Source organism: Micromonospora sp. MH33 (assembly GCF_003013775.1).
GTDB lineage: Bacteria > Actinomycetota > Actinomycetes > Mycobacteriales > Micromonosporaceae > Micromonospora > Micromonospora fulviviridis.
Genome location: NZ_MUYZ01000033.1, coordinates 1 through 23,954, shown reverse-complemented (window position 1 = coordinate 23,954; position 23,954 = coordinate 1). Strand labels below are relative to the sequence as shown.

Sequence of the window (23,954 nt, the reverse complement as noted above, 5' to 3'; positions counted from 1 at the left end):
GCAAGCCCCGGCGTCCGTCATGACGGGCCGGCCGGTCTGGTGGGCACGGGCGGGAGCGGGGCGGTGACCTCGCGCCGCGGCTCGGGCAGGCGCGCCGTGGAGACCGCGAGGCGGGACACCCGCCGCCCGTCGAGGGCCACCACCCGCAGCAGCCAACCGCCGGGTGGGTCGTCCGGGTCGGGTCCGCCGGCGTCGTCCGGGTCGACGGCCACCGGCACCTCGTCGCCGGCCACCGGCAGCCGGCCGAGGGCGGCCATCACGAAGCCGCCGACCGTCTCGTACGGTCCGGCGGGCAGCGGCACCCCGGTGCGCTCGGCGAAGTCGGCCAGGTTGAGCCGGCCGTCGACCACGGCGGGCAGGCCGGCGTGGCCCGGGTCGGGCGGGGCGTCGTCCTCGTCGTGGATCTCCCCGACCAGTTCCTCGACCAAGTCCTCGCAGGTGACGATGCCGGCGGTGCCGCCGTACTCGTCGACCACCACGGCCAGGTGGTGGCCCTCCCGGCGCATCTCGGTGAGCGCGGCCAGCACCCGCTTGCTGCCGGGTAGCCGCTTCACCTCGCGGGCCAGCTCGCCGACCGTGGCGCGCGGGTCCCGTTCCGGGCGCAGCAGCACGTCCCGCAGGTGGACGAGGCCGACCACGTCGTCGTGGGTGCCGTCGACCACCGGGTAGCGGGTGTGCGGCTCGGCCCGGACCAGCCGCTCGGCCTCGGCCAGGGTGAGCCCGGTGGCGAGGAAGACCACCTCGGTGCGCGGCACCATCACCTCCCGGATCAGCCGCGCGCCCGCCACCAGCACCTCGTCGATGATCCGCCGCTCGTCCGGGTCGAGCACCGTGTTGGCCGCGACCAGGTCGCGCAGCTCGGCCTCGCTGATCCGCTCCCGGCCGGCCGTCGGGCTGGCCCCGAGCAGGTCGGTGACCAGGCGGGTGGCGCCGTCGGCGGCCCGCACCACGAGGCGGGCCACGGTCCGGGCCACGGGTCCCGGTTCGCGTCTGGGCCGCCCCGGCGAGCGCCGCCGGGGCCCGGGACCACCTCCCTCCCGCATGAGAAGGATGGTAGACAGCAGGCGCCGCGCGTCCCGGGCAATGTTCGGATCTGTTCAGTCATGAAGGATTGTGGTGGAATGATAGCCGGCCTCACTCGCAGCCGCGGCACGCCCGCGGCCGTAGGGTGATCACGGACGGCCGCCGCGCCACGCGGCCAGGCAGAGGAGGACCGACGTGAAACTGCTCGTCACCGGCGGCGCCGGCTACATCGGCAGCGTGGTGACCCGGATGCTGCTGGACCACGGTCACCAGGTGACCGTCCTGGACGACCTGCGCACCGGCCACCGGGCGGCGCTCGCCCCCGAGGCGACCCACGTCGACCTGCCGATCCACGAGGCCGCACGGGTGCTCACCCCCGACGCCGGCTTCGACGGCGTGCTGCACTTCGCCGCCCTGATCGCCGCCGGCGAGTCGATGGTCCGGCCGGAGCTCTACTGGCAGACCAACACCGTCGGCTCCCTCGCCCTGATCGACGCGGTCCGCGCCGCCCGGGTGCCCCGGCTGGTCTTCTCCTCCACCGCCGCCGTCTACGGCAACCCCACCGAGCTGCCCATCCCGGAGACCGCCGTCAAGGCCCCCACCAACACCTACGGGGCGACCAAGCTGGCCGTCGACATGGCGCTCACCTCCGAGGCGGTCGCGCACGACCTGGCCGCCGTCTCGCTGCGGTACTTCAACGTGGCCGGGGCGTACCGGCACGACGGGCGGGTCATCGGCGAACGGCACGACCCCGAGACCCACCTCATCCCGCTCGCCCTCGAGGTGGCCGCCGGCCGGCGCGACAAGCTCCAACTCTTCGGCGACGACTACCCGACCGTCGACGGCACCTGCGTCCGCGACTACATCCACGTCGAGGACCTGGCCCGCGCGCACCTGCTGGCCCTCGACGCCGCCACCGCGGGCCGGCACCGCATCTACAACCTGGGCAACGGCAACGGCTTCACCAACCGGCAGGTGATCGAGGTGGTCCGCGAGGTCACCGGGCACCCGGTGCCGGTCGAGGTGGCCCCGCGCCGCGAGGGCGACCCGGCCGAACTGGTCGCCTCCTCCGCCCTGGCCCGCGCGGAGCTGGGCTGGGTGCCGGAGAAGCCCACCCTCCAGGACATGGTCGGCGACGCCTGGGAGTTCTACCGCACGCACATCCTGGGGCAGGACCGGTGAGCACCAGCAGTGACCCGGTTCTCCGACCCCCGCGGTCGCGGACGGAGGAGGACCAGTGAGCGCCGCCGCCGATGTCGCGGCCCGCGCCACCGCCGGCTTCCGGCAGCGGTACGGCGGGGAGCCCGCGGGCCGCTGGGCGGCTCCCGGCCGGGTCAACCTGATCGGCGAGCACACCGACTACAACGACGGCTTCGTGCTGCCCTTCGCGCTGCCACTGCGTACCGTCGTCGCCGCGGCGGTCGCCGACGACGGACGCTGGAGCGTCTGGTCGGAGCTGGACGACGAGCCGGTGGAGTTCGGGCCGGCCGAGGCCGACGAGCCCGGCCGGGTCGACGGCTGGGCCGCCTACGTGGCCGGGGTGGTCTGGGCGCTGCGCGCCGCCGGCCACACCGTCCCCGGCGCCCGGCTGGCCATCGCCTCCGACGTGCCGGTCGGCTCCGGGCTCTCCTCGTCGGCGGCCATCGAGGCGGCGGTGCTCGCCGCACTGGTCGAGCTGGGCGGCCTGGACCTGCCCGCCGACCGCTGGCCCCGGCTCGCCCAGCGGGCCGAGAACGACTACGTCGGCGCGCCCACCGGGATCATGGACCAGTCCGCGGTGATCCGCGGCCGGCCCGGGCACGCGCTCTTCCTGGACTGCCGCACCGAGGCGGTCGAGCAGATCCCGTTCGACCTGGGAGCCGCCGGGCTGGCCGTGCTGGTGATCGACAGCCGCGCACCGCACCGGCACGCCGACGGCGAGTACGCGGCCCGCCGCAAGTCCTGCGAGCGGGCCGCCAAGGCGCTCGGGGTGGCCGCGCTGCGCGACGTCGCCACCGGCGACCTGGAGGCCGCGCTGGCCCGCCTCGACGACGCCGAGACCCGCCGCCGGGTCCGCCACGTCGTCACCGAGGACCAGCGGGTGCTCGACACCGTCGAGCTGCTGCGCGCCGGCCGGGTCCGCGACATCGGCCCGCTGCTGACCGCCTCCCACGCCTCGATGCGGGACGACTTCGATGTCACCGTGCCGGAGATCGACACGGCGGTCGAGGCAGCGCTGGCCGCCGGGGCGTACGGGGCGCGGATGACCGGCGGCGGCTTCGGCGGCTGCGTGCTCGCCCTGGTCGACGCGGACGCCGCCGACGCCATGGCGGCCGCCGTGGCCGCCGCGTACGCCGACCGCGGTTTCACGGCGCCCGGCACCCGGACCGTCCTCCCGGCCGGCGGCGCGACCCGCCTCGACTGAGCCGCCCGTCCCGACAGGGAAAGGGGTGGCCGTCCCCGCTCGGGACCGCCACCCCTTTCCACCATTGCCGAAGCGGTCAGCCGGCCTCGACGATCATGCCGGCGCCGACCGTGCGGTTGGTGGCCTCGTCGATGATGACGAAACCGCCGGTGGTGCGGTTGCGGCGGTACTCGTCGGCCAGCAGCGGGACGGTCGTCCGCAGCCGCACCCGGCCGATTTCGTTGAGCTTCAGCTCGCCGGCCGTCTCGTCGCGGTGCAGCGAGTTGACGTCCAGCCGGTAGTGCAGCCCGCGCACGATCGCCCGGGCCGAGCGGGTGGTGTGCTTGATGGCGTACCTGCCACCGACCTGCAGCGGGCGGGTCTCGTCCATCCAGCAGATCATCGCCTCGATGTCCTGCGCGACGGTCGGGGCGTTGTTCGGCCGGCAGATCATGTCGCCGCGCGAGATGTCGATCTCGTCGGCCAGCCGGACGGTCACCGACATCGGCGGGAACGCCTCGTCCACCGGGCCGTCGGCGGTCTCCACGGCGGCGATCCGGCTGGTGAAGCCCGAGGGCAGCACCATCACCTCGTCGCCGGCCTTGAGCACGCCCGAGGCCACCTGGCCCGCGTAGCCCCGGTAGTCGGTGACGGTGGTGGACTGCGGCCGGATCACGTACTGCACCGGGAAGCGGACGTCGACCAGGTTGCGGTCCGAGGCGATGTGCACCCGCTCCAGGTGGTGCAGCAGCGAGGGGCCCTCGTACCAGGGCATGTTCTCCGAGCGGGTGACGATGTTGTCGCCCTGCAGGGCGGAGATCGGCACCACGGTCAGGTCCGGCACGTCGAGCTTCGCGGCGAACGCGGTGAACTCGTCCGCGATCTGCTCGAACACCTCCTGCGACCAGTCCACCAGGTCCATCTTGTTCACGCAGAGGACCAGGTGCGGCACCCGCAGCAACGAGCAGAGGAAGGCGTGCCGGCGGGACTGCTCCACCAGGCCCTTGCGCGCGTCCACCAGGATCAGCGCCAGGTCGGCCGTGGAGGCGCCGGTGACCATGTTCCGGGTGTACTGGGTGTGCCCCGGGGTGTCGGCGATGATGAACTTCCGCCGCGGCGTGGCGAAGTAGCGGTACGCCACGTCGATGGTGATGCCCTGCTCCCGCTCGGCGCGCAGGCCGTCGGTGAGCAGCGCCAGGTTGGTGTACTCGTCGCCCCGGGCCGCGCTGACCGCCTCGACGGCGGCGAGCTGGTCGGTGAAGAGCGACTTGGTGTCGTAGAGCAGCCGGCCGATCAGGGTCGACTTTCCGTCGTCGACGCTGCCGGCGGTGGCGAACCGCAGCAGGTCCATCGGCCGGGCCGACGCGTCGGCCTCGGCCGGCGCAACAGTCTCGACGCTCATCAGAAGTAGCCCTCCCGCTTGCGGTCCTCCATGGCGGCCTCGCTGACCCGGTCGTCGCCGCGGGTCGCGCCGCGCTCGGTGATCCGCGTGGCGGCCACCTCCTCGATCACCTTCTCCACCGTGTCGGCGTCCGAGCGGACCGCCGCGGTGCAGGAGGCGTCGCCCACGGTCCGGTACCGGACCTGGGCCTTGAACGGCTGCTCGCCGGCGCGGCCCCGGAAGAACTCGTTGACCGCGTAGAGCATGCCGTCGCGCTCGATCACCTCGCGCTGGTGCGCGTAGTAGATCGACGGCAGCGGGATCCGCTCCCGGGCGATGTAGTGCCAGACGTCCAGCTCGGTCCAGTTGGAGAGCGGGAACACCCGGATCGACTCGCCCGGGTGGTGCCGGCCGTTGTAGAGCGCCCACAGCTCGGGGCGCTGGTTCTTCGGGTCCCACTGGCCGAACTCGTCGCGGAAGCTGAACACCCGCTCCTTGGCCCGGGCCTTCTCCTCGTCCCGGCGGGCGCCGCCGAACAGCGCGTCGAAGCGGTGCTTCTCCACCGCGTCGAGCAGCACCGGCGTCTGGATCCGGTTGCGCATGCCGTCGGCCGACTCGCGGACCAGCCCCTTGGCCAGCGCCTCCGGCACGCTGGCCACGATGAGCTGGAGACCCAGCTCGGCGACGCGCTGGTCCCGGTATTCGAGAACCTCGGGGAAGTTGTGCCCGGTGTCGACGTGCATCACCGGGAAGGGAATGTTGGCCGGGGCGAACGCCTTCTGGGCCAACCGGAGCATCACGATCGAGTCCTTGCCGCCGGAGAAGAGCAGCACGGGCCGCTCCATCTCGGCGACGACCTCGCGCATCACGAAGATGCTCTCCGCCTCGAGGGCGTCCAGGTGGGACACCTGGTACGCGGCGGGGGCCGTCATGACACGAACTCGATTCGCTCGGATCCGCACATCGGGATTCCAGACCTTTCCGGTCGGACTCGTGAAGAAGAACGCTCAGGCTACCCGGAATGCCGCTGCAGCGCTGCAAGCAACCGGCTGGCGAGATCCTTGCGGCAGACCAGCAGGTCCGGCAGGCGCGGGTCGGCCTCGTTGTATTTCAGCGCAGATCCGTCGATCCGGGAAGCGTGCAGTCCGGTGGCCGTCGCCACAGCGACCGGAGCGGCCGAGTCCCACTCGTACTGACCGCCCGCGTGGATGTACGCGTCGACCTCACCGGTGACCACAGCGGCGATCTTCGCGCCCGCCGAGCCCATCGGAACCAGATGCGCGCCGATGTCCTCTGCCAGATCGGACAGGAAAACCGGCGGACGGCTACGACTGGCCGCCAACCGGATGGTCCTGCCGCCGCCCGCCGTGGCGGCCTCCAGGGTCATCGGCGGGTACGCCGGCGGGTAGTCCGTGCCCAGCACCCGGTGCTGCGCCGGCAGCCCCACCGCGCCCGCGACCAGACCGTGCGGCGTCGGCGCGCTGCGCGCCCAGAGCGCCACGTGCACCGCCCAGTCCGAGCGGCCCTCCTCGGCGAACTCCCGGGTGCCGTCCAGCGGGTCGATGATCCACACCCGGTCCGCGTTCAACCGGGACACCGCGTCGCCGCTCACCTCGGCCGTCCAGGCCAGCCGGGAACCCTCGTCCTCCTCGGACAGCACCGCGTCCGCCGGCCGCCACTTCGCCAGCTCGGTACGGATCAGGTCGTGGGAGACCTTGTCCCCGGCCGACTTCAGCGCCCCCGCGTCGGCGAAGCCCAGCTCCGCGCGCAGGCCCATCAGCGCCTGCCCCGCCCGCGCCGCCAGCCACCGGGCGAACGCGCCGTCGATCATCGGAGGACTGCCCATGCTGTTCCCGCTCCCGTCGTCCGCCTTCGCACGCCAGAAAGGCGCAGACTACCGGGCCGGACGCGACCGGCCCGGCACGCCCCGCCCGGCGCCTCAGGCGCCGTGGTAGAGGTTCTGCGTCGGCTCCACACCCTTGGTGACCACCGACTCCACCACGTCCGCGGCCCGGTCCACCAGGAACTCCAGCTCCTTGCGCTCGACCGAGGAGAAGTCCGACAGCACATAGTCCGCCGGATCCTGCCGGCCCGGCGGCCGGCCGATCCCGAACCGCACCCGCACGTAGTCCTTGGTACCCAGCGACTTCGACATCGAGCGCAGGCCGTTGTGGCCGCCCTCGCCGCCGCCGCACTTCACCCGCAGCTGGCCGTACGGGATGTCCAGCTCGTCGTGCACCGCGATCACCCGCCCCGGCGGGATCTTGTGGAACTGCGCCAGCGCGACCACCGGGCCGCCGGAGAGGTTCATGTAGGTCAGCGGCTTCATCAGCACCAGCTTCGGGCCGCCGAAACCCAGCCGCCCCTCGGCCACCTCGGCCACCGCCCGCTTGTGGCGGCCGAACCTACCGCCCACCCGGCCGGCCAGCAGCTCGGCCACCATGAAGCCGACGTTGTGCCGGTTGCCCGCGTACTCCCGACCGGGGTTGCCCAGGCCGACCACCAGCCACGGCCCCGCCTCGTCCGTCACGCCACGTCCCTTCCGCTCTCCCCCACGACCCGCCTCCCATACGGCGACAGGCGCCCCCGGGAACCGGGGACGCCTGTCGCACAGCCTGCGGGCCGATCAGGCCTCGGTCTTCGGCTCCTCGGCAGCCGGCTCGCCCTCGGCCGGAGTGCCCTCCGGACCTTCGGCGGTCTCCTCGCCGACCTCGGCCTCGGCCTCCTCCTCGGCGACCTCGACCTCGGGAAGGGTGGCCTCGAGCTGCTCGGCGGTCGGGGCGGCGGTCACCGAGGCGACCGGCATCTCCCCGTCCGCGGCCAGCTCGACACCGGCCGGCAGCTGAACGTCGGCGGCGGTGATCTGGGTGCCGGCCTCGGCGCCCTCGATCGACGCCTCCAGGTGGTCCGGCACCTTGGTGGCGTCGGCGGTCACCGAGAGGGTGTCGTGGTCGTGCACGATCAGGGTGTCCTTCGCGGCCTCACCGGTCAGCTGGACCGGGACCTCGACGGTGACCTTCTCGCCGCGGCGGACCAGCAGCAGGTCCACGTGCTCGAAGGTGTCCTTGATCGGGTCACGCTGGATCGCTTTCGGCAGCGCCAGCACCTGGGTGCCGTCGCTCACCTCGATCGCGAAGAGCTGGTTCGCGCCGCCCTTGCGGATCGCGGCGGCGAACTCACGCGCCGGAAGCGCGATGTGCTTGGGCTTCTCGCCGTGGCCGTACAGCACGGCGGGCACCTTGCCGGCCCGGCGGGTACGACGGGCACCACCCTTGCCGAACTCGGTACGGGGCTCGGCGCTGATCTTTACCTCGGACACGGGGAAACTCCTGATGCTTCGCTGCGGCGGCTTGTCGTCTGGCGGTGCTGGGCGAGGGGCTCGCTGGGGCTCAAGGTCATGAACGACCGCCCGGAGCACCGCGTCGATGACGGCGCCTCCGTGCGGTGCTTTTCAGCGGCCCGCCGGGCACCCTCGCCGTGGCAACCGCACCAGTCTACCCGAGCGATTTCCGAGCCATCCGGCAGTCCCCCTATCACCGCCGGCCACACCTCGCGGCCGACTTTCCCACCGGCGGCGACCGTCTCGCACGGCCGCCGCCGGCGGGCGCCGGAACTCAGCTCAGGCCACCGAAGAGGGTGGTCACCGAACCGTCGTCGAAGACCTCCCGGATCGCCCGGGCCAGCAGTGGGGCGATCGACAGCACGGTCAGCTTGTCGAGCTGCTTCTCCGGCGGCAGCGGCAGCGTGTTGGTCACCACGACCTCGCTGATCGGGCTGTTCTTCAGCCGCTCGGTCGCCGGGTCGGACAGCAGTGCGTGGGTGGAGGCCACCACGATCTCCGCCGCACCCGACTCCTTGAGGATGTCGGCGGCCTTGGTGATCGTGCCACCCGTGTCGATCATGTCGTCGACGATCAGGCAGACCCGGTCCTCGACCTCGCCGACCACCCGGTTCGCCACCACCTGGTTCGGCTTCAGCGGATCCCGGGTCTTGTGGATGAAGGCCAGCGGGCAGCCACCCAGCCGGTCCGTCCACCGCTCGGCCACCCGCACCCGGCCAGAGTCCGGCGCCACCACCGTCATCGGCCGGCCCGCGTACTTGTGCTCCACGTACTCGGCCAGCACGTCCATGGCGAACAGGTGGTCCACCGGGCCGTCGAAGAAGCCCTGGATCTGCGCGGTGTGCAGGTCCACGGTCAGGATCCGGTTCGCGCCCGCGGTCTTCAGCAGGTCGGCCACCAGCCGGGCCGAGATCGGCTCCCGGCCGCGGTGCTTCTTGTCCTGCCGCGAGTAGGGGTAGAACGGCAGGACCACGGTGATCCGCTTGGCCGAACCACGCTTCAGCGCGTCTACCATGATCAGGGTCTCCATGACCCAGGTGTTGACCCCGTGCGTCACGGACTGCACCACGAAGGCGTCCGAACCGCGTACCGAGTCCTTGAAGCGCACGAAGATCTCGCCGTTGGCGAAATCGTACGAGTCGGAGGGCGTCGGCGCGACGCCGAGCACCTCACCGATCTCCTTGGCCAGCTCCGGAAAACCCCGTCCGGAGAAGAGCATCAGGCTCTTGCGGTTTTCGGCGACGATGCTGCCCATGGGCCCGTCTGCTCCCGTATGTCGGTGGTTCCCGGCGGCGGTGAGCCGGGGACTATTCGGTTGCAGTATCCCCCGTGTTCACCGGTCCTCCCACGGTCTCCGGCCCCCCGTGGATTCAGTCACCTTCGCTTGCGGCTCCGGTGGAATCCGACGCACCCTCACAGGCCCGCTGCGCCGCCTCCGCGGCCGCCGTACCGGACCGCTTGCGCAGCACCCAGCCCTCGACGTTGCGCTGCTGTCCCCGGGCCACCGCCATGGCGCCCGGCGGCACATCCGCGATGATCACCGAGCCGGCCGCCGTGTACGCCCCGTCGCCCACCCGCACCGGCGCCACGAACATGTTGTCCGCCCCGGTACGCGCGTGGCTGCCGATCGTGGTGTGGTGCTTCTTCACCCCGTCGTAGTTGACGAACACCGTCGCCGCACCGATGTTGCTGTGCTCGCCGATCGTCGCGTCCCCCACGTACGACAGGTGCGGCACCTTCGAGCCCTCACCGATCGCGGCCTTCTTCGTCTCCACGAACGTGCCGACCTTCGCCTTACGGCCCAGCCGCGACTCCGGCCGCAGGTACGCGTACGGCCCGACGCTGGCCTCCGGGCCCACCTCGGCGCCCACCGCGTGGCTACGCACGACGCTCGCGCCCGCGCCGACCGTGGTGTCCACCAGCGTGGTGTCCGGACCGACCAGCGCGCCCGCGCCGACCACCGTCGCGCCCTGGAGCTGGGTGTTCTGGTCGATCACCGCGTCCCGCTCGACGGTCACCGTCACGTCGATCCAGGTGGTGTGCGGGTCCAGGATGCTCACCCCGGTCCGCATCCAGCCCTCGTTCACCCGGTCCCGCAGCAGCCGCCGCAGCGCGGCCAGCTCGACCCGGTCGTTGCAGCCCAGCGTCTCCACGTGGTCGGCGGCGCAGTGCACCGCCACCGGCTCCCCCGCGTCCCGGAGCAGGCCGAAGACGTCGGTCAGGTACTCCTCGCCCTGGTCGTTGTCGGTGGAGAGCTTGCCCAGCGCGTCCCGCAGCCGCGCCACGTCGAACGCGTAGATGCCCGCGTTGATCTCCCGCAGCGCGCGCTGCTCCGGGGTGGCGTCACGCTCCTCGACGATCTGCGCCAGCCGCCCCTGCGCGTCCCGCACGATCCGGCCCAGGCCGGTCGGGTCGGGCACCTCGGCGGCCAGCACGGTCGCCGCCGCGCCGGCGCCCTCGTGCGCCTCGACCAGGGCCGCGACGGTCTCCGGCCGCAGCAGCGGCACGTCGCCGTTGATCACCACGACCGTGCCGGCGGCCTCCGGGACCGCGTCCAGCGCGATCCGGACCGCGTGCCCCGTGCCGAGCTGCCGCTCCTGGAGCACCGGGGTGGCCTCCGGGGCGATCTCGGCCAGGTGCGCGCCCACCTGGTCCGCGCCGTGGCCCACCACGACCACCGTGCGGTCCGCGCCCAGCGGCGCGGCCGCGGCCAGCACGTGACCGAGCAGGGTACGACCGAGCAGCGGGTGCAGCACCTTGGGCAGGGCCGACTTCATCCGCTTGCCCTCACCGGCGGCGAGCACGACAACGGTGCGGAGGTGGGGCTGGGGCACGACGTGGCTCCCGTCGGGACGGCGACAGTCTCGCGGCCATGCTAACCACGCGACCGGACGCAAACAGCAGAAGCTCCCGGGAGAGGATTCGAACCCCTATAATCAGGACCAAAACCTGACGTCCTGCCATTAGACGACCCGGGACAGTCAAAAACGGGCAAATGGGAGCCCGTCCGATGGCTGTCCTACACCTTACCGGTCGTGGGGTGGATCCTCATCGGTCATTCCCTTCATGATCCCTTCGATCCTCCAGTAGACCCGGCTCGCCCCGACGACGTGAATCGTCAGGCAGCCGCGGTAGTCGGCGCCGATGTTCTTCCGGGTGGTGAGCGGCCGGTGCCGCTTCAGCGAGGTGCGCTGGAACCGCTCGGGTGGCACCTCGACCAGCTCCGCCCACCAGCGGACCGCCGCCGCCGCGTCGGCGGTCTCGTGGATGCTCACCCGCTAGCGTCGGTCAGCCGCGGGCACGCCGAGCGCGTCGAGGAAACGCAGGAAGAGCGCCACCAGCATGGGATCGCTGTTGACGAACTTGATCCGGCAGTCGTGCGGACGCCACGGCTTGGCCTTGCCGCCCTCGCACCAGTAGATCGCCGCGCCGATCAACACGAGCTCGCGGTAGCGCAGTTGGCGCACCCAACGGGCGGCCGCCGCGACGGTCTCGGCCCGGGCCGCGTCGCGAGCCGCCCGGTGCGCGCTCCACTGGGCCTCCGCGCGGGCCCGCTGACCCGCTCGGCGTCGCCTCAGCACCAGCTCCGGGTCGAGCGGCAGGTGCCGGGTCCAGAGGTAGGCCGTCGACTTCGACACCCGCAGCCGCTCCGCGATCTCGCCGACCGGGCAACCCTCCCGCCGGAGGATGAGGGCCTTCGCGTACAGCTCCGGCTTGCGTCCACGGTAGCGAGGGCGGGCGGTGGCGGGAGTCTCACGGTCGGTCACACCGGCAGGTTAGGACGGGCGTACGACAGCTCCCCATTGACGGATGCACGTGTCCGCTGCGATCTAGCACGCTTCTGGTTACGGTGACGTAGGCGTAGCCCGTACCACTGGGAGGTGCCATGTCGACCACCCTGACGAGCCCGGACAGCGGGCCGAAGCCGCTGACCCAGGGCCACCAGTCCCCCGGCATCCTGATCGCCCTGTGGGCCTTCGTGGTCATTCCGTTCCTCGCCCTGCTGGCCGCCGTGCCGGTGGCCTGGGGCGGCTGGCTGGGCTGGAGCGACCTGCTGGTGGCCGGATTCTGGTACGTGTTGTCCGGCCTCGGCATCACCGTCGGCTACCACCGCTACTTCACCCACGGCTCGTTCAAGGCGAAACCCTGGCTGCGGGCCGCCCTGGCGGTGGCGGGTTCGTTCGCCGTGCAGGGCGAGATCATCCAGTGGGTGGCCGATCACCGGCGGCACCACGCCTTCTCGGACCAGGAGGGCGACCCGCACTCGCCGTGGCGGTTCGGGGAGAGCATCGGTGGGCTGACCAAGGGGCTGTTCCACGCGCACGTCGGCTGGCTGTTCAACCGGGAGTTGTCCAACCGGGAACGGTTCGCCCCGGACCTGCTGGCCGATCCGATCACCCGCCGCGTCGACCGGCTCTTCCCGGTGCTGGTGGTGGTCTCGGTGCTCGGGCCGGCGGCGATGGGCGGGCTGCTCACCGGGTCGTGGCAGGGCGCGCTGACCGCGTTCTTCTGGGGTGGGCTGGTCCGGATCGCGCTGCTGCACCACGTCACCTGGTCGATCAACTCGGTCTGCCACGTCTACGGTGAGCGTCCGTTCGCGGTGCGGCAGGGCGATCGGGCGTCGAACTTCTGGCCGTTGGCGTTGCTGTCGTTCGGGGAGAGCTGGCACAACCTGCACCATGCCGAGCCGACCAGCGCCCGGCACGGGGTGCTGCGCGGGCAGGTCGATCCGTCGGCGCGGGTGATCTGGCTGCTGGAGAAGGCGGGCGCGGCCTGGTCGGTGCGGTGGCCGAAACCGGAGCGGATCACGGCGAAGCTGGTGGAGCCCGGGCGGGTGCGCGGCCGGCCGGCGCGGTAACGGGTCGATCCGCGGGGGGCGGGTTTGGCAGGATGGGCCGGGTGACCGACGTTCCCGGCAGCGACGCCAGCACCGCCCGCCGGCGGGCCGTCCCGGCGGCGAAGCCTTCCCGGGTACGGATGTCCGCGACCCAACGACGCGAGCAGTTGATCTCGATCGCCCGGCAGATCTTCGCCGAGCGCGGGTTCGACGCCACCTCGATCGAGGAGGTGGCGGCCCGGGCGAAGGTCTCCAAGCCGGTGGTCTACGAGCACTTCGGCGGCAAGGAGGGGCTCTACGCGGTGGTGGTGGACCGGGAGGTCCGCTCGCTGCTGGACCGGATCACCACGGCGTTGACGGCGGGGCATCCGCGGGAGTTGCTGGAGCAGGCGGCGTTGACCCTGCTGACCTACATCGAGGAGGAGACCAGCGGGTTCCGGGTGCTGGTCCGGGAGTCGCCGCTGATGTCGGCGACGGGCAACTTCAGCAGCGTGATGAACGACGTTGCGCACCAGGTGGAGCACATTCTGGGCGCGGAGTTCTCCAGCCGGGGCTACGACCCGAAGCTGGCGGAGCTGTACTCGCAGGCGCTGGTGGGCATGGTGGCGTTGACCGGGCGCTGGTGGTTGGAGGTGCGCAAGCCGCGGAAGGAGACGGTGGCGGCGCACCTGGTGAACCTGGCCTGGAACGGCCTGTCGCACCTGGAGGCGAAGCCGGGTCTGATCACTGTCCGCAAGCGGGGCTGAGCCGGCTCAGCGGTGGGCCTCGGCGATGGGGTGTTCGCGGCGGCGCCGCTCGTCCGCGGCGTGCTCGTCGGTGCCGACCTTGTCGTAGAGGCCGGTGGCGAGCAGGATCAGCCCGAACAGCAGCGAGACGATGACGGTGGACATCGAGAAGTTGAGGAAGTTCGCCGAGGTCTGCAGCACGGCCATCATGAGGATGCCGGTGATCAGGAAGACGGCGCCGGCGGTCAGGTTCATGTAGTGGCCGAGGTTGCCGCGGCGGGACGCGCCGATCAGCAGGAAGGCGCCGAACACCACGGAGACCAGGGAGAACGCCAGGTTGGTGCGGAGGCCGAGGGCCGTGGTGTTCGCCCGGCTGAAGAGGCCGTCACCCCAGGTCTGGAAGACCCCGTAGACGCCGAAGACCAGGATGTAGAGGCCGATGAGTCCGGACAGCACCCGGTAGAGCGGTCGTGCGGGGTGGTTCACCGGGATGTGCGCCATGGGAGCCTCCGGTCTGCTGACTGATTTGGCGCAATTGTCCCCCGAGCCGCCCGCTCCCGTCCCCGGAAAACGCCGAAGGCCCGGCGGTGCCGGGCCTTCGGGGATGGCTGCGGGTCAGAGCACCAGCCGGGCCTTCTGCCAGGCCTCGTGCTCGTCGTCGGTGCCGACCTTGCCGTACATGCCGGCCATCAGGAGCACCAGGGAGAGGGCGAGCACCACGATGTCGGTCAGGATCGAGAAGTTGAAGATGTTGGCGTCGGTGTGGAGGAACGCCAGCTCGGCCAGGCCGAGGACCATGAGGGCGTACGCGAGCCACTGGTTGATCGCCACGTCGAGGTTGCGGCCGATCGCGGTGCCGACCAGGATCGCGGCCCCGAGCAGGATCGCGAGCATCGAGAAGCCGAGGTTGGTGCCCTGGCCGAGGACCTTGGTGTCGTCCTGGGCGAGGACGTCGTCGCCGGCGCTGGCGATGATGCCGAGCACGCCGAACACGACGAAGTACAGACCAACGAGCCCGCCGATCGCCCGGTAGACAGGCCGCGCGGGGTGGTTGACGGGGGTGTGGGCCATCTCTGCGTCTCCAAGACCGACGGGAAAGGGGTCGCCTGCGATTGTCCCGTACGCCCGTCAGTGACGCCGCACACCCCCCACCCCGGTCGGGTCAGCCGGCCGGCAGCTCCTCGGCGAGGGCCAGCCAGGTCTCCTCGGTGCGGTCCCGTTCGGCGCGGACCTCCTTGAGCTGGGCGTCCAGCTCGGCGACCCGGGCGTAGTCGGTGGCGTTCGCGGCGAGCTGCTCGTGCAGCGTCGCCTCCTTCTGCTCCAGCTTGGCGATCTGCCGCTCCAGCCGGCTGAGTTCCTTCTTCGCGGTGCGTACCTCGGCGGCGGACAGGCCCTCGCGGGCCGGTGCGGCCGCGGCCGGGGTGAGGTCGGCGGGCGCCGGGCCGCCGCCCGCCGCGGCGCGGGCCAGGTACTCGTCGACCCCGCCGGGGAGGTGCACGAGCCGGCCGTCGCCGAACATCCCGTACGCGACGTCGGTGACCCGCTCGATCAGGTAGCGGTCGTGGCTGGCCACCACGATGGTGCCGGGCCAGGAGTCGAGCAGGTCCTCCAGCGCGGCGAGGGTGTCGGTGTCCAGGTCGTTGGTGGGCTCGTCGAGGAGGAGCACGTTGGGCTCGCCGGCGAGCAGCCGCAGCATCTGCAGCCGCCGGCGCTCGCCGCCGGAGAGGTCGCTGACCGGGGTCCAGAGCCGCCGGTCGTCGAAGCCGAAGATCTCGGCGAGCTGGGCGGCGCTGATCTCCCGGTCGCCGAGTTGCACCCGCCGGGCCACCTCCTCGACGGCTTCGAGGACGCGCAGGTGGCCGGGGAGTTCGGCGAGTTCCTGGGAGAGGAACGCGGGGCGCACGGTCTGCCCGGCGGCGAACCGGCCGCCGTCGGGGCGGGTCACCCCGGCGAGCATCCGCAGCAGGGTGGTCTTGCCGGCGCCGTTGCGGCCCAGGATGGCGATCCGGTCGCCGGGGCCGACCTGCCAGGTGAGGCCGTGCAGGATCTCCTTCGGGCCGGCGTGCAGGGTGACCTGGTCGAGGTCGTACACCTGCTTGCCGAGCCGGGCGGTGGCGAGCCGTTGCAGCGACGTCGTGTCGCGGGGCTCCGGCACGTCGGCGATCAGCGCGTTGGCGGCGTCGATCCGGAACTTCGGCTTGGAGGTACGGGCGGGCGCGCCCCGGCGCAGCCAGGCGATCTCCTTGCGGAGCAGGTTCTGTCGGCGGGCCTCGGTGGCGGCGGCGACGCGCTGCCGCTCGACCCGGGCCAGGGTCCAGGCGGCGAAGCCGCCCTCGTAGGCCCGGACGGTCTGGTCGGCGACCTCCCAGGTGGTGGTGCAGACGGCGTCGAGGAACCAGCGGTCGTGGGTGACCACGACGAGGGCGCCCTTGCGGGTGACGAGGTGCCGGGCCAGCCAGTCGACGCCGCCGACGTCGAGGTGGTTGGTGGGCTCGTCGAGGATGAGCAGGTCGGCCTCGCGGACCAGCAGGGCGGCGAGCGCGACGCGTCGGCGTTCGCCACCGGACATCGTCCCGACGGGCGCGTCGAGGCCGAGGTGGGGCATGCCGAGGCCGTCGAGGATGGCCCGGACGCCGGCGTCGCCGGCCCACTCGTGCTCGGCGCCCATGCTCTCGCCGAGCCAGGCGGTGCCGAGCACCACGTCCCGGACGGTGGCCTCGGGGGCCAGGGTCAGGCTCTGCGGCAGCCAGGAGACCCGCAGGTCGCGGCGGTGGGTGACCCGGCCGTCGTCGGGGTCCTCCTGCTTGGTGAGCAGGCGCAGCAGGGTGGACTTGCCGGCGCCGTTGAGGCCGACCACGCCGACCCGGTCGGCGTCGTCGAGGCCGAGCGACACGTCGGTGAGCAGTGGCCCGGCGGCGCCGTACCCCTTGGACACCCGGTCCAGGTTGACGATGTTGGCCACTGACCCTCCTTTCATGATCAAGGCGCCCCGGTGCCCGGGACGCCCACGGTCAAGGGTACGCGGACCGCGCCCCGCGCCTCCCGCCCGCCATGATCGACAGCGGCCGGCGGGCCGGGCGGGGGCTCAGACGATGCGGGCGCCGGCGACCGGGCCGTGCGCGACCCGGGCCTCCCGGCAGACGCCGGCGGCCGTGAGGTCGGCGGCGATCCGCCCGGCGTGTGCCTCGTCGGTGGCGAGGAAGACGCAGGTCGGGCCGGAGCCGGAGACGAGGCCGGCGAGCGCCCCGGCCGCCTCCCCCGCCTTGAGCGTCTCGGCCAGCGACGGGCGCATGGTCAGCGCGGCGGCCTGGAGGTCGTTGCCGAGGGCGGCGGCGAGCACCCGAGGGTCGCGCTGGCGCAGCGCGCCGAGCAGCCCGTCGGTGCTGCCCAGCGGCTCCCCCGCGGTGCCGGCGTCGCGGAGCCGGTCCAGCTCCCGGTAGGCGGCCGGGGTGGAGAGGCCGCCGTCGGCGACGGCCACCACCCAGTGCCACGAGGTCGGGCGGGCCAGCACCGGGCTGACCGCCTCGCCGCGCCCGGTGCCGAGCGCGGTGCCGCCGTGGATCAGGAACGGCACGTCGGAGCCCAGGTCGGCGGCGATCCCGGCCAGTTCGTCGCGGGACAGCCCGGTGCCCCAGAGCGCGTCGCAGGCGACCAGCGCGGCGGCCGCGTCGGCGCTGCCGCCGGCCAGCCCGCCGGCGAGCGGGATCTGCTTGCGCAGGTGCAGCCGGGCGTGCGGCAGGACGCCCGCGTAGCCGGCGAGGGCGTGGGCGGCGCGGATCACCAGGTTGGTGTCGTCCAGGGCCAGCTCGCCGGCGCCCTCACCCTCCATGGTGAGGGTCAGCGTGTCGCCCCGACGGGCGGTCAGCTCGTCGTAGATGGAGATCGCGTGGTAGACGGTGTTCAGCTCGTGGTAGCCGTCCCGGCGCAGCGGCCCCACCCCGAGGTGCAGGTTGACCTTGGCCGGCACCCGCACCTTCACCGGGCCGCTGGCCCCGCGCCGCTGCCCGTCCTCGTCGTCCGGTCGCCAGGCCTCGGTCACGGGACGATGTCCCGCGGGCGCAGGCGGATGTCGAACGGCTTCTGCACGGTCAGCTCCTCGGCGGGGTCGGCGTCGGCGCCAGCCTAACGGGCGACGGCCGGGGCGGTCGGGGCCGACGCGGCGATGGCGGCGAACTGCTCCACGGTGAGTGACTCGCCGCGGGCGCCGGGGTCGACGCCGGCGGCGGTGAGCGCCGCGGCGGCCCGGTCCGCGCCGCCGGCCCAGCCCGCGAGGGCGGCGCGCAGGGTCTTGCGGCGCTGCGCGAACGCCGCGTCGACCACGGCGAAGACCGCCTCCCGGGGTACGTCGGCGCGGGGCGGCTCACGCCTGGTGAAGGCGACCAGCCCGGAGTCGACGTTCGGCACCGGCCAGAAGACGTTCGGCGGGACCTTGCCGGCGGCCCGGGACCGGGCGTACCAGGCGAGCTTGACCGACGGGATGCCGTACACCTTGGAGCCGGGACCGGCGACGAGCCGGTCGGCGACCTCCTTCTGCACCATCACCAGGCCGTGCCGCAGGGTGGGCAGCTCGGCGAGCAGGTGCAGCACCACCGGCACGGCCACGTTGTACGGCAGGTTCGCCACCAGCGCGGTCGGCGGCGGGTCGGCCAGTTCGCCGGCGGTGACCCGCAGCGCGTCGCCGGGGTGCACGGTGAGCCGGGTGGCGTCCGGGCCGGCGAACCGGGCGGCGGTCTCCGGCAGCGCGGCGGCCAGGGCGGGGTCGAGTTCCACGGCGTGCACGTGCGCGGCCACCGGGAGCAGGGCCAGGGTGAGCGAGCCGAGCCCGGGGCCGACCTCCAGCGCCACGTCGTCCGGGGCGAGCCCGGCGGTGGTGACGATCCGGCGGACGGTGTTCGGGTCGTGCACGAAGTTCTGGCCGAGCTTCTTGGTCGGCGTCACGCCGAGCCGCGCGGCGAGTTCCCGGATCTCCGCCGGGCCGAGGAGACCGGTCACGCCGGGCATCCTCTCACCACGGCCCGAACGCCCGCTCGCCGGTCGCGGAGATCGCCGCGCAGAGCTCGTCGAGGTCGGTCCCGGTGGTGTCGGCCAGGAACCGGACGGTCAGCGGGATCAGGTACGAGGCGTTGGGCCGCCCCCGGTGCGGCATCGGGGTGAGGTACGGCGCGTCGGTCTCCACCAGCAGTTGCCCGGGCGGGGTGACCGCAGCGGCCTCGCGCAGGGCGGTGGCGCTGCCGAAGGTGACGGTGCCGGCGAAGCTGAGCAGGTAGCCGCGGCGGACGCACTCGCGGGCGAAGTCGGCGTCGCCGGAGAAGCAGTGCAGCACCACGGTGTCCGGCGCGCCCTCGTCGTCGAGGATCCGCAGCACGTCGGCGTGCGCGTCCCGGTCGTGGATGACCAGCGCCTTGCCGTACCGCTTGGCGATGGCGATGTGCGCCCGGAAGCTCTCCTCCTGCGCGGCCCGCCCCTCGTCGCCGGTGCGGAAGAAGTCCATCCCGGTCTCGCCGATGCCGCGGACCCGGCTCCGGCCGGCGAGGGCCTCGATCTCGCGCAGCGCCTCGTCCAGGTCGGCCAGGCGGGGTGCCTCGTTGGGGTGCAGCGCCACGGTGGCCAGCACCGCGCCGTAGCGCTCGGCGACGTCGGCGCTCCACCGGGACGACTCGACGTCCACGCCGACCTGCACCAGCCGGTCCACGCCGACGCCGGCGGCGACCGCGATCGCCGCCGCCACCGGGTCGTCGGCGGGCCCGCCGGGCACACCGGCCTCGCTGACCGTGATGTCCAGGTGGGTGTGGCTGTCCAGCACGGGCACCGCGAGCGCCTCCGGGGCGGGCGGGAACTCGCCGGCCCGGCGGGCGGCGCGCTGCTTGCGGTTTTCGGTCTGCTCGCTCATCGCGGCCAGCATCACACACCGTGGGCGGCCGGCGTTTCCCGACCGCCATCGACTGTTCACTCCCGCAACATCTGCCGCGCCTACGGTCCGGGGCGTGACCGTCACTCCTCAGGCCAGCGGGGCCGCCTCCGAGCGGACCGGGCTGCGCGTGACGTACGACGGCCGCGTCCACCCGGCGGAGGAGATCGCCCGGGGCGCGGCGTACGAGCTGTTCAGCGCCGAGGAGGCGCCCGGCTTCGAGTGGGCGCCCCGGCCCGGGGTGGCATACCCGTGGCGGAGGTTCGTGCACGTCACCGAGGTGAGTGCCGTGCACGGTGCGGCCGAGCCGACCGAGGACCTCGACTCGCCGCTGCTGATGCCGCTGCACCGCGAGCACGGTTGGGCGTACCTGCACCAGCTCAGCCAGCAGCCGGGCGCGGCCGGCGACCCGACCCTCGCGGCGGTGCGCGGCTCGGCGCTGATCCGGCCGGGCACCCGGATGGTGAAGGTGCTCTCCGCCCGCCAGCTCGCCGGCTACGTGCGGGGCTGGCTGCCGCACGGCTTCTGCCACCGGGAGCACGACGTGGCGCACCTGCGCACCCCGGCGGGGATGGCGGTGCTGCGCGGCGACTCGGAGGGCGGCGACGTGGCGTACGCGCTGCGCTGGCGCGCCACCGACCCGGCCGACTACGACGTGCCGGTCGGCCCGGCGCACCAGGGGCTGACCGCGCTGCCGCCGCGGGACCGGCTCGGGCCGCCGGTGCTGGGCACCGGCTTCGTGCCGAGCAACGCCCAGCTGATCCCGGAGTTCGTGACCCGCGACTTCGCCGACCTGCCGATGCCGGCGAACGCCGCGCTGCTCGCCTACCCGGCGGAGGGCGTGGAGGTGGTGCTCTACACCTACCAGGCCGAGCAGCGGGGCTGGCTGCGCATGGTCGGCCGGCAGTGGCGGCACCTGCTCGCCGCGGTGCCCGGCCTCTCCCCCGACCAGGAGTACGTGCCGACCGGCGACGCGCCCCGCTCCACCCAGCTCGTCGGCGCGTACGGCGGCGCCGAGTACGAGGCGGTGGCCGACCTGCCCGGCGGGTTCCGGGTGCTGGCCATGACCCGGGCGGTCCGCTACCCGGTGGAGTCGGCGGCCCGCCGGCTGCGCTACGCGGCCTGGCGGGGGGTGCCCTGCCTGGTGCTCCGGGAGGAGGGGGGCTGGCTGCGGCTGCGGCTGTGCCGGCCGGACCCGGACGCGGTGGCCACGACCGGGGCGCAGTGCCACGAGCGGGGCGTCTACGAGACCTGGGCGCCGGGCGCCGAACTCACCGACGACCGGGTGGTGGACCTGCCCTACCGGACGGCATAACCGGGGCCGGGTCGGGAAAGCGCGGGCGTCCCAGACGCACGCAAGGAGAGAGCCCGACATGCCTTTCGTCACCGTTGGTACGGAGAATTCCGCACCCATCGACCTCTACTACGAGGATCACGGCTCCGGCCAGCCGATCGTCCTGATCCACGGCTTCCCGTTCAACGGGGCGACCTGGGAGAAGGTGGCCAGCCCGCTGCTCGCGGCCGGCTACCGGGTGATCACCTACGACCGGCGCGGGTTCGGCAACTCCGCCCAACCGGCGTTCGGCTACGACTACAACACCTTCGCGGCCGACCTCGACGTGCTGATGACCGAGCTGGACCTGCGCAACGCGATCCTGGTCGGGCACTCGATGGGCACCGGCGAGGTGACCCGCTACCTGGGGGCGTACGGGTCGGACCGGGTGGACCGGGCGGTGCTGATGGCCCCGTTGGCGCCGTTCCTGCTGAAGACGGCCGACAATCCGGAAGGGGTCGACAAGAGTCTCTTCGACGGGTTCCAGGCGGCCATCATCCAGGACCGGTTCGCCTACCTGACCCAGTTCTGCGACGCGTTCTTCAACTACAGCGAGAACAAGGGCAGGTGGGTGAGCGAGGAGGCGTACCGGGCGCACTGGCAGATCGGCGCGCAGGCGTCGGCGAAGGCCACCCACGACTCCGTCGACGCGTGGCTGACGGACTTCCGGGGCGACCTGCCGAACATCAACGTGCCGGTGCTGATCATCCAGGGCGACAAGGACAACGTGCTGCCGTTCCCCGTGACGGGCCAGCGGTTGCAGAACATGCTGTCCGACTGCCGGATGATCACCCTGAAGGGGGCGCCGCACGGCACGCCGTGGACGCACCCCACCGAGGTCAACCAGGCGATCATGGAGTTCATCGGCGCGCCGAAGATGGCCCGCGCCTGACCCACCGACGGCGGCGGCCCCGGGGACAACCCCGGGGCCGCGTCGCGCGTCGGGCAGCTCAGCCGGCCAGCCGGGCCAGCTCCTCCTCGACGATCGACGGGTCGAGCTTGCGGAACACCGGCTTCGGCGCCGCGAGCGGCCGGCCCGCCTCCAGGGGTACGGACTCCCAGCGCGCCCCGACCGTGTAGTCACCGGTCAGCACCGGGTACGCCGGCCCGCCGTCGAGGTCCTCGACCTCCTCGAGCACCGGCATGGGCGCGTGCACCCCGGTGCCGCCGAGCAGCTCGTGGACCTTCTGCGCGGAGTGCGGCAGGAACGGGGTGAGCAGCGTGTTGGCGTCGCTGACCACCTGGAGGGCGACGTGCAGGATGGTGCCCATCCGGGGCTTGTCGGCCTCGTCCTTGAGCTTCCAGGGGGCCTGCTCGGACAGGTACTTGTTGGCCTCGGCGACGACCTTCATGGCCTCGCCGATGGCCTGCTTCTGCCGGTGCCGGGCGATCAGGTCGCCGACGGTGGCGAAGCCCGCCCTCGCCGTCTCCAGCAGGGCCCGGTCGGCCTCGGTGAGCCCGGCCGGATCGACCGGCGGGATCGCGCCGAAGTTCTTCGCGGCCATCGAGACCGAGCGGTTGACCAGGTTGCCCCAGCCGGCGACCAGCTCGTCGTTGTTGCGGCGGAGGAACTCCGACCAGGTGAAGTCGGTGTCGTTGCTCTCCGGGCCGGCCGCGGCGATGAAGTAGCGCAGGGCGTCGGCGTCGTACCGCTCCAGGAAGTCCCGCACGTAGATGACCACCTTGCGGGAGGAGGAGAACTTCCGCCCCTCGATGGTCAGGTACTCGCTGGAGACCACCTCGGTGGGCAGGTTGAGCCGGCCCAGCATGCCCGGCTCGCCGTCCCGGGAGCCCTCACCGGAGTAGCCGCCGAGCAGCGCCGGCCAGATCACCGAGTGGAAGACGATGTTGTCCTTGCCCATGAAGTAGTAGCCGCGGGCGTCCTTGCCCTCGGCGTCGGCGGACCACCACTTCCGCCAGGCCTCCGGGTCGCCGGTGCGGCGGGCCCACTCGATGGACGCGGACAGGTAGCCGATGACCGCGTCGAACCAGACGTAGATCCGCTTGTCGGGCCGGTCGCGCCAGCCGTCGAGCGGGATGGGCACGCCCCACTCCAGGTCGCGGGTGATGGCCCGGGGCTGGAGGTCGTCGAGCAGGTTGCGCGAGAACCGGAGCACGTTGGGGCGCCAGCCCTCCCGGCTGTCCAGCCACTGCCGCAGCGCGTCGGCCAGGGCGGGCAGGTCCAGGAAGAAGTGCTCGGTCTCGACGAACTCCGGCGTCTCGCCGTTGATCTTCGACTTGGGGTTGATCAGGTCGATCGGGTCGAGCTGGTTGCCGCAGTTGTCGCACTGGTCGCCGCGGGCGCTGTCGTAGCCGCAGATCGGGCAGGTGCCCTCGATGTAGCGGTCGGGCAGGGTCCGGCCGGTGGACGGCGAGATCGCCCCGGTGGTGACCTTGGGGACGATGTAGCCGTTGCTGTGCAGACCCTCGAACAGCTCCTGGACCACGGCGTAGTGGTTGCGGGTGGTGGTCCGGGTGAACAGGTCGTACGACAGCCCCAGCGCCCGCAGGTCCTCGGCGATCACCCGGTTGTACCGGTCGGCCAGCTCGCGCGGGGTGACCCCCTCGGCGTCGGCCTGCACCTGGATCGGGGTGCCGTGCTCGTCGGTGCCGGACACCATGAGCACGTCGTGACCGGCCATCCGCATGTACCGGGCGAAGACGTCGGAGGGAACGCCGAATCCGGATACGTGGCCGATGTGGCGCGGGCCGTTGGCGTAGGGCCAGGCGACCGCGGCGAGAACGTGACTCATGAGCGCCAAGCCTAGTGATTGCCGTCGGTCACCCGCGAACCAATAGGGCGGGTCCCACCAACCGACCCCGGCCGTACGCCCGATTTGTCGCCGACACGCGGCCTGAGCTGCCCGGCGGGCCCCGCCCAGCGGTGTGAAATGAACGGCGTGACCAGCAGACCAGCGGCGCCCGGGCCGGGCGGGCCCTCCGCGCCGGCGGCCGGGGAGGCCGCGCGGCGGATCCCGGCGCGCGGCACGTCGGTCGCCCCTCAGCCCCGGCTGGACCCGGCCG

General features: G+C 72.8%; 22 protein-coding genes, 1 tRNA gene and 1 pseudogene. 6 read left to right on the top strand and 18 right to left on the bottom strand.

Annotated elements, in window-relative coordinates:
* Positions 1–17: 17 nt before the first annotated feature.
* On the bottom strand, positions 18–1,043 hold the full coding sequence (locus B0E53_RS08475; RefSeq protein WP_107075503.1) for a hemolysin family protein: 1,026 nt from the start codon (positions 1,041–1,043) through the stop codon (positions 18–20).
* A gap of 175 nt (positions 1,044–1,218) precedes the next feature.
* Between B0E53_RS08475 and galE the strand changes: the two genes are divergently transcribed.
* Both galE and galK read left to right on the top strand, forming a co-directional pair.
* Positions 1,219–2,205: a UDP-glucose 4-epimerase GalE gene (gene galE / locus B0E53_RS08470; protein ID WP_107075502.1), complete on the top strand. Its 987-nt coding sequence runs from the start codon at positions 1,219–1,221 to the stop codon at positions 2,203–2,205.
* Positions 2,206–2,260: 55 nt separating this feature from the next.
* Positions 2,261–3,427 carry a galactokinase gene (galK, locus tag B0E53_RS08465; RefSeq protein WP_107075501.1) on the top strand — a complete coding sequence of 389 codons (1,167 nt, stop codon included), beginning with the start codon at positions 2,261–2,263 and terminating at the stop codon, positions 3,425–3,427.
* 76 nt (positions 3,428–3,503) lie between these two features.
* Here galK and cysN read toward each other — a convergent pair whose 3' ends face one another.
* The 10 genes and pseudogenes from cysN to B0E53_RS08415 form a co-directional block, all read right to left on the bottom strand.
* Entirely contained in the window at positions 3,504–4,808 is a 1,305-nt protein-coding gene (cysN, locus tag B0E53_RS08460; protein ID WP_107075500.1) for a sulfate adenylyltransferase subunit CysN, read from the bottom strand.
* A complete protein-coding gene (gene cysD, locus B0E53_RS08455) occupies positions 4,808–5,719 on the bottom strand; it encodes a sulfate adenylyltransferase subunit CysD (protein ID WP_107075499.1) in 912 nt (303 codons plus the stop codon). Before cysD ends, cysN begins: the two co-directional genes overlap by 1 nt.
* Before the next feature lie 80 nt (positions 5,720–5,799).
* A complete protein-coding gene (locus B0E53_RS08450) occupies positions 5,800–6,633 on the bottom strand; it encodes an inositol monophosphatase family protein (protein ID WP_091314316.1) in 834 nt (277 codons plus the stop codon).
* 93 nt (positions 6,634–6,726) lie between these two features.
* On the bottom strand, positions 6,727–7,317 hold the full coding sequence (gene pth / locus B0E53_RS08445) for an aminoacyl-tRNA hydrolase (protein ID WP_107075498.1): 591 nt from the start codon (positions 7,315–7,317) through the stop codon (positions 6,727–6,729).
* Positions 7,318–7,413: 96 nt separating this feature from the next.
* A complete protein-coding gene (locus B0E53_RS08440; protein WP_107075497.1) occupies positions 7,414–8,106 on the bottom strand; it encodes a 50S ribosomal protein L25/general stress protein Ctc in 693 nt (230 codons plus the stop codon).
* Between the two features lie 295 nt (positions 8,107–8,401).
* Complete coding sequence (locus B0E53_RS08435) at positions 8,402–9,382, bottom strand: ribose-phosphate diphosphokinase (protein ID WP_107075496.1); 981 nt, start codon at positions 9,380–9,382, stop codon at positions 8,402–8,404.
* 52 nt (positions 9,383–9,434) lie between these two features.
* A pseudogene (gene glmU / locus B0E53_RS08430) lies at positions 9,435–10,961 on the bottom strand (bifunctional UDP-N-acetylglucosamine diphosphorylase/glucosamine-1-phosphate N-acetyltransferase GlmU).
* Positions 10,962–11,034: 73 nt separating this feature from the next.
* Positions 11,035–11,105, bottom strand: a tRNA-Gln gene (locus B0E53_RS08425).
* Positions 11,106–11,153: 48 nt separating this feature from the next.
* Positions 11,154–11,402: a hypothetical protein gene (locus B0E53_RS08420; protein WP_107075494.1), complete on the bottom strand. Its 249-nt coding sequence runs from the start codon at positions 11,400–11,402 to the stop codon at positions 11,154–11,156.
* Positions 11,403–11,405: 3 nt separating this feature from the next.
* Positions 11,406–11,894, bottom strand: coding sequence for a hypothetical protein (locus B0E53_RS08415; protein WP_107075493.1), 489 nt, complete (start codon positions 11,892–11,894; stop codon positions 11,406–11,408).
* A 119-nt stretch (positions 11,895–12,013) separates the two neighbouring features.
* Between B0E53_RS08415 and B0E53_RS08410 the strand changes: the two genes are divergently transcribed.
* Together B0E53_RS08410 and B0E53_RS08405 are read left to right on the top strand one after the other, a co-directional pair.
* Positions 12,014–12,985, top strand: a complete 972-nt coding sequence (locus B0E53_RS08410) for an acyl-CoA desaturase (RefSeq protein ID WP_107075492.1) — start codon at positions 12,014–12,016, stop codon at positions 12,983–12,985.
* Between the two features lie 41 nt (positions 12,986–13,026).
* Positions 13,027–13,710: a TetR/AcrR family transcriptional regulator gene (locus tag B0E53_RS08405; protein WP_091314339.1), complete on the top strand. Its 684-nt coding sequence runs from the start codon at positions 13,027–13,029 to the stop codon at positions 13,708–13,710.
* A gap of 6 nt (positions 13,711–13,716) precedes the next feature.
* Here B0E53_RS08405 and B0E53_RS08400 read toward each other — a convergent pair whose 3' ends face one another.
* The 6 genes from B0E53_RS08400 to B0E53_RS08375 all read right to left on the bottom strand — a co-directional run bounded on the left by B0E53_RS08400 (position 13,717) and on the right by B0E53_RS08375 (position 19,591).
* On the bottom strand, positions 13,717–14,190 hold the full coding sequence (locus B0E53_RS08400) for a DUF4383 domain-containing protein (protein ID WP_107075491.1): 474 nt from the start codon (positions 14,188–14,190) through the stop codon (positions 13,717–13,719).
* 114 nt (positions 14,191–14,304) lie between these two features.
* Positions 14,305–14,760, bottom strand: a complete 456-nt coding sequence (locus tag B0E53_RS08395) for a DUF4383 domain-containing protein (protein ID WP_107075490.1) — start codon at positions 14,758–14,760, stop codon at positions 14,305–14,307.
* A gap of 91 nt (positions 14,761–14,851) precedes the next feature.
* Positions 14,852–16,651 (bottom strand): ABC-F family ATP-binding cassette domain-containing protein, encoded by a 1,800-nt coding sequence (locus B0E53_RS08390; protein WP_107075489.1) that lies wholly within the window; start codon positions 16,649–16,651, stop codon positions 14,852–14,854.
* Between the two features lie 123 nt (positions 16,652–16,774).
* Positions 16,775–17,728: a 4-(cytidine 5'-diphospho)-2-C-methyl-D-erythritol kinase gene (locus B0E53_RS08385; RefSeq protein WP_107075488.1), complete on the bottom strand. Its 954-nt coding sequence runs from the start codon at positions 17,726–17,728 to the stop codon at positions 16,775–16,777.
* Positions 17,729–17,811: 83 nt separating this feature from the next.
* Complete coding sequence (rsmA, locus tag B0E53_RS08380) at positions 17,812–18,681, bottom strand: 16S rRNA (adenine(1518)-N(6)/adenine(1519)-N(6))-dimethyltransferase RsmA (protein WP_107075487.1); 870 nt, start codon at positions 18,679–18,681, stop codon at positions 17,812–17,814.
* 13 nt (positions 18,682–18,694) lie between these two features.
* The gene (locus tag B0E53_RS08375; protein WP_107075486.1) at positions 18,695–19,591 is read right to left on the bottom strand and encodes a TatD family hydrolase; all 897 of its coding nucleotides are present in this window, start codon (positions 19,589–19,591) and stop codon (positions 18,695–18,697) included.
* Between the two features lie 82 nt (positions 19,592–19,673).
* Here B0E53_RS08375 and B0E53_RS08370 point away from each other — a divergent pair, with 82 nt between their 5' ends.
* Both B0E53_RS08370 and B0E53_RS08365 read left to right on the top strand, forming a co-directional pair.
* Entirely contained in the window at positions 19,674–20,912 is a 1,239-nt protein-coding gene (locus tag B0E53_RS08370) for a hypothetical protein (RefSeq protein WP_107075485.1), read from the top strand.
* Positions 20,913–20,970: 58 nt separating this feature from the next.
* Positions 20,971–21,822 carry an alpha/beta hydrolase gene (locus tag B0E53_RS08365; RefSeq protein ID WP_107075484.1) on the top strand — a complete coding sequence of 284 codons (852 nt, stop codon included), beginning with the start codon at positions 20,971–20,973 and terminating at the stop codon, positions 21,820–21,822.
* A gap of 58 nt (positions 21,823–21,880) precedes the next feature.
* Here B0E53_RS08365 and metG read toward each other — a convergent pair whose 3' ends face one another.
* The gene (metG, locus tag B0E53_RS08360) at positions 21,881–23,683 is read right to left on the bottom strand and encodes a methionine--tRNA ligase (protein WP_107075483.1); all 1,803 of its coding nucleotides are present in this window, start codon (positions 23,681–23,683) and stop codon (positions 21,881–21,883) included.
* Positions 23,684–23,954 lie beyond the last annotated feature (271 nt).

Coding starts and splice junctions, on each gene's coding strand:
- B0E53_RS08475 (WP_107075503.1), bottom strand. CDS start 1,043: ATGCGGGAGGGAGGTGGTCCCGGGCCCCGGCGGCGCTCGCCGGGGCGG.
- cysN (WP_107075500.1), bottom strand. CDS start 4,808: ATGAGCGTCGAGACTGTTGCGCCGGCCGAGGCCGACGCGTCGGCCCGG.
- cysD (WP_107075499.1), bottom strand. CDS start 5,719: ATGACGGCCCCCGCCGCGTACCAGGTGTCCCACCTGGACGCCCTCGAG.
- B0E53_RS08450 (WP_091314316.1), bottom strand. CDS start 6,633: ATGGGCAGTCCTCCGATGATCGACGGCGCGTTCGCCCGGTGGCTGGCG.
- B0E53_RS08435 (WP_107075496.1), bottom strand. CDS start 9,382: ATGGGCAGCATCGTCGCCGAAAACCGCAAGAGCCTGATGCTCTTCTCC.
- B0E53_RS08410 (WP_107075492.1), top strand. CDS start 12,014: ATGTCGACCACCCTGACGAGCCCGGACAGCGGGCCGAAGCCGCTGACC.
- B0E53_RS08400 (WP_107075491.1), bottom strand. CDS start 14,190: ATGGCGCACATCCCGGTGAACCACCCCGCACGACCGCTCTACCGGGTG.
- B0E53_RS08395 (WP_107075490.1), bottom strand. CDS start 14,760: ATGGCCCACACCCCCGTCAACCACCCCGCGCGGCCTGTCTACCGGGCG.
- B0E53_RS08375 (WP_107075486.1), bottom strand. CDS start 19,591: ATGCTGGCCGCGATGAGCGAGCAGACCGAAAACCGCAAGCAGCGCGCC.
- B0E53_RS08365 (WP_107075484.1), top strand. CDS start 20,971: ATGCCTTTCGTCACCGTTGGTACGGAGAATTCCGCACCCATCGACCTC.
- metG (WP_107075483.1), bottom strand. CDS start 23,683: ATGAGTCACGTTCTCGCCGCGGTCGCCTGGCCCTACGCCAACGGCCCG.